Annotated in this window: 3 protein-coding genes and 1 pseudogene; 2 read left to right on the top strand and 2 right to left on the bottom strand. The window is 42.1% G+C overall.

The annotated features are described in order from the left end of the window. Positions 1-130 precede the first annotated feature (130 nt). The gene (nadA, locus tag O9332_RS24855) at positions 131-1,090 is read right to left on the bottom strand and encodes a quinolinate synthase NadA (RefSeq protein WP_043998788.1); all 960 of its coding nucleotides are present in this window, start codon (positions 1,088-1,090) and stop codon (positions 131-133) included. 221 nt (positions 1,091-1,311) lie between these two features. On the opposite strand from nadA, the gene tatC reads away from it, so the two are divergent. Together tatC and O9332_RS24845 are read left to right on the top strand one after the other, a co-directional pair. Beyond that, positions 1,312-2,073: a twin-arginine translocase subunit TatC gene (gene tatC, locus O9332_RS24850; RefSeq protein WP_002756761.1), complete on the top strand. Its 762-nt coding sequence runs from the start codon at positions 1,312-1,314 to the stop codon at positions 2,071-2,073. 615 nt (positions 2,074-2,688) lie between these two features. Further along, the gene (locus O9332_RS24845; RefSeq protein ID WP_002749272.1) at positions 2,689-3,000 is read left to right on the top strand and encodes a hypothetical protein; all 312 of its coding nucleotides are present in this window, start codon (positions 2,689-2,691) and stop codon (positions 2,998-3,000) included. A 149-nt stretch (positions 3,001-3,149) separates the two neighbouring features. On the opposite strand, the pseudogene O9332_RS24840 reads toward O9332_RS24845, so the two are convergent. Next, positions 3,150-3,830, bottom strand: a pseudogene (locus O9332_RS24840) (IS1 family transposase). Between the last annotated feature and the right edge of the window lie 794 nt (positions 3,831-4,624).

Genomic DNA, 4,624 nt, shown 5'->3' with positions numbered 1-4,624 from the left:
CTGATAACTGATAACTGATAACTGATAACTGATAACTGATAACTGATAACTGATAACTGATAACTGATAACTGATAACTGATAACTGATAACTGATAACTGATAACTGATAACTGATAACTGATAACTGATTAAGACATTTCTAACATTCTTTGAATCGGCAACAGTGCCTTAACTCTTAAATCTTCAGAAATAGTAATTTCTGGAGTTGTATCTCGCATACAGAGATACAATTTTTCGAGAGTGTTCAGTCTCATGTAGGGACACTCATTACAAGCACAGTTATTCAAACCTGGTGCGGGTATAAATAGTTTTTCTGGGGCCGATTTTTGCATCTGGTGAATAATCCCCGGTTCTGTGGCGACAATAAAGGTTTTTTCAGAACTTTTCAGGGAATAATTTAATAGTGCCGTCGTGGAACCAATATAATCGGCATGGCGTAAAACCGATGATTCACACTCAGGATGGGCGATAATTTTTGCTTCTGGATGGGCAACTTTTAATTCTATTATCTTGCGTTCGGAAAAAGTTTCATGGACAATACAACTACCCTGCCAGAGAACTAAATCTCTACCAGTTTGCTGACTGACGTAACGGCCTAAATTGCGATCGGGAGCGAAGATAATCGGTTGATGGGCAGGGATTTGATTAACTATTTTGACTGCGTTGGAACTGGTGCAGATAATATCACTCATGGCCTTAATTTCTGCACTGCAATTGATATAGGAAATCACGATATGATCGGGATATTGGGCTTTAAAACGAGCAAAATCTTCAGGATGACAACTATCAGCTAAAGAACATCCTGCATCTAAATCCGGCAGCAATACCAACTTATCTGGGTTTAAGATTTTAGCTGTTTCTGCCATGAAGTGAACCCCCGCAAATACGATCACATCTGCTGGCGTTCGGGCAGCCTGTTGGGATAAACCGAGAGAATCACCAATATAATCAGCTATATCCTGTATGTCAGAATTTTGATAGTAGTGAGCCAGAATAACGGCGTTTAATTCCCGTTTAAGCTCTTTAATTGCCGTAAATAGGTCATCAGGTAAGCTCGATCGATTTGTGGGTTGAACAGTTGTGAACACGGCGGCATTTATGGTTATTTTTACCAAATACTAAACAAGTTCCTAGATCATAGCAAATTTTTTTTAAGGGGAGTGGGGGAGTGGGGAAGTGGGGAAGTGGGGGGCAACTTTGATTTATTATCCTGAATTCTGTCTCCGAACTCCGAACCCCGAACCCCGAACCCCCATCCCCTATCAATGCTAGGATAAAGGCTTGAGTAGAGAACGATCGAGCGAAAGCCATGTCATCGACAGAAGTAAAAACCCCGCCCCCAGACAGTACCGAATTTCTCGACGAATTGCCCGGAGAAGTGGAAATGTCCTTATTTGACCACTTGGAGGAATTGCGGCGCCGGATTTTTTATAGTTTAATTGCCGTGGCTGTAGGTGCGGTGGGATGTTTTATCTTCGTTAAACCCCTAGTACAAGTGCTGGAAGTTCCCGCCCAAGGGGTAAAATTTTTGCAGTTAGCTCCGGGAGAATTTTTTTTCGTCTCCCTAAAAGTAGCTGGATATAGCGGCATACTGGTGGCTAGTCCGGTCATTCTCTTACAAATTATCCTCTTTGTGCTGCCGGGGTTAACCCGTCGCGAACGGCGTTTAATTGTCCCGGTAGTCTTAGGATCGAGTGTTTTATTTTTTGCTGGTTTATTTTTTGCCTATATTGCCCTGATTCCCGCCGCTTTAAACTTTTTTGTCAATTATGGGGCCGAAGTGGTCGAACAAGCTTGGTCGATCGAGCGCTATTTTGAATTTGTCTTACTTTTGCTGTTTAGTACCGGCATCGCCTTTCAAATTCCCGTTATTCAATTGATTTTGAGCTTTTTAGGCATTATTTCCTCGCAAACGATGTTATCGGGTTGGCGTTTCGTGGTTTTGGGTGCGGTGATTTTAGGCGCAATTTTAACCCCTTCCACAGATCCTCTCACCCAATCCCTGTTAGCAGGGGCGGTCTTGGGTCTATACTTTGGGGGGATTGGGGTAGTGAAATTAACGGGACGTTAACTAGCTATTAGCCGTCAGGCTCTTCTCGACTTTGTGTGATAATTTTTGCTTATGAAATCGTGAAATGTTTACTGGGAAAGACTTTTAGGACTATTTGGTTAAATAAACTATCAGTATAGACCTCGTTTCCACACAGAAACCAGAAGAGCCGCCGTCATAGGAGACAGGAGTGGGAAGTGGGAATTATGAATTATAAATTATGAATTGACGAGCGGGGAGCAGGGAGAACGGGTGCATCTCATTTTTGTAAATCTACTAAGTTGGGATTTTTAAGGGGAAACTCTCTGCTAAAGTCGGGCGTTACTTTCGATTTTTTCCCTCAATCCAAGCTTTTGGGGGGTAGAACCCCCCAAACCCCGGAGCGCATTAGTTTTTCGGTGGGATGCTTACAGACAGCTGCTGATATATCTGTAATAATTTAAAAGTCACTGATAATTGCTGATTGTCGGTATTTCTGCAAATGTGGGATGCACCCAGGGAGAACAAAGCTGCCCATTGCCTATTGCCTATTCCGGCTGATGGCTAATGGCTAATGGCTAAAAAGCTGATAAAATTTGACGGCTGAAAACTAATTAAGCCAGAAAGCTAGAGATTGATTCTAGATTGAGTAACAAAGTGAAATATTTTTTCTTAACGGCAGGTTGGACAATAGGACGGGTGTGGGAATTTGGCGGTTTGTGGGACCATGCGAGTAGTTGGCGACGACCACCGCAGATAGAGCGATTAAATATCGGTATTTTAGAGGGAGAACAGGTTTTATGGCTTTATAAGGTGGAAGAAGCCGTGATTATGGTAGAAGTTGCCCCCAAGAGTGCCGAAATTGCCGATACTGTCCCCACCATCGGGCAAGTGGTGCTAAAACGCTTGATTAGTGCCGAACAAGTCCTCGAAATCCTGCAAAATGCCGAAGAACTACTGAGGAAGTAATCAGTTATCAGCTTCTGATCTGACAACGCCGATAAATGTGCCAATTATTGGCTTAATCATCGCAATTATCGCTCTTCTGGAACTTTCGGAAATCCCCGACGGAATCCAGATTCTGAAACCGGTGGTGATTCGGTAGTAGTGATGGCGGCTTAATCCTTTGCCAGGTGTGCATTGTAGTCATGGATAAAATACCAAAGGGCTCCCCAACGTGATTCTCCATTTTTTTAGAGAAAGATAGACTCTCTCTCACCAACCGAGAAATCCTTTGTCGAAAGGTATTATTTAATCTTTCAATAGGATTAGTTTGACCAGTTTCTTTCCCGACTGGTCGATGACGTTTACTGGGAATTACTGTCTTATATGACTCCCAAAAGTCTGTGTAAGCAACCGCGCATTGTCGGTAAAAACCTGGTAAACTGTCCCAAAGTTTTTTGGCTGATTGACGACTCCTATCTCCGCGCATAGCCACCAATAATTTCCCTTGTATTTCTATCAATTAACCGCCAAATATAGACCTTTATCGTCTTAGAAAAAACCCAAGACCACATTTCATCGCATTCTCTAACCAATTTACCTTTTGGTTTGTCTGAAACCTTTATTTGACGGGGGACAGCCGCCAGTTTATTGTTGACATAATTTTGTTACCATGACCAACTTACCCCTGTTACTCTAGCAATTACTCGTCAGGAAATTCGTTCGAGCAAGAGTTGATCAATTAATTGTTTGGTTTCGTCAGATACGGTTTTATTAGTGGGATTGATCACAAACTGACGACCACATTCTTTACCTTGACGTTTGGGTTTTCCCTTAGGAATAGAACCATTCTTGATCCTATGGTGAGAACCACAACGCTTGACAGGGGAACGGAGGTGAAGGGGGTACTTTGTTCGGTGCTAGACTGATATTTCAGTAAGCCAGACAGGAGCCAGAAAAAGATATTTATCAGAAAAGTCATGAGCAAGCTAGAGGTTTAAAGACTGAGCGGGTTCCAATTATTTTTATTCATAAATATTTTACACAATTCATACCAGGTAAGCAAGAGGGCTACGGCACTACTACCAAATCATTACCTTCTTGCCGATCGAGGCTGGTATAGTGAAACTGTGCACAAACTTCAGCCAGTTCAAGCAGTTCTTCGGAGACTTCTCTCAAGATACAAAACACAACTACCTCGTTCATGCTGTTTACGGCTTTTTCAACAATGGCGGCAGCAGTTGCTACGTTGTCAGGATTAAAGATGCGGCAACTGAGATTGACAAGGCACTAGATCTCTTGCAAAAGTAATCAAGATATATCCTTTTGCAAGAGATCTTTTCCACTTCAATCTAAAAATCGAGAAAAAAGCAAAACCTTCCATTATACCTGGACTTCCCCCATACGTAAATACTAAAAAATTAACAAAACCCTTACTGCAGGTCGCTTCTAAGAAAAAATTGAAAAGAGACTACTGGGTACATTTTTCACTTGAAAATGGCTGTACCGTTGACTGTATCTGGAGTAGAGCGATTCCGTAGAGTTGGCTGTATAGTGATCGCTAACCTGATTTTAACAGATAGTGTCATTAATCTCTAGAGTAAGGGATTCCCTCTGTAGCCATGTTTTTGCTGATTTTCTGCCCCGAAAC

Source organism: Microcystis sp. LE19-10.1B (assembly GCF_027530565.1).
Taxonomy (GTDB): Bacteria; Cyanobacteriota; Cyanobacteriia; order Cyanobacteriales; family Microcystaceae; genus Microcystis; species Microcystis aeruginosa.
This window is presented reverse-complemented; position numbering and strand designations above follow the sequence as displayed.

Bases quoted from the DNA above. Each gene is read 5' to 3' on its own strand.
- tatC (WP_002756761.1), top strand. From the start codon at position 1,312: ATGTCATCGACAGAAGTAAAAACCCCGCCCCCAGACAGTACCGAATTT.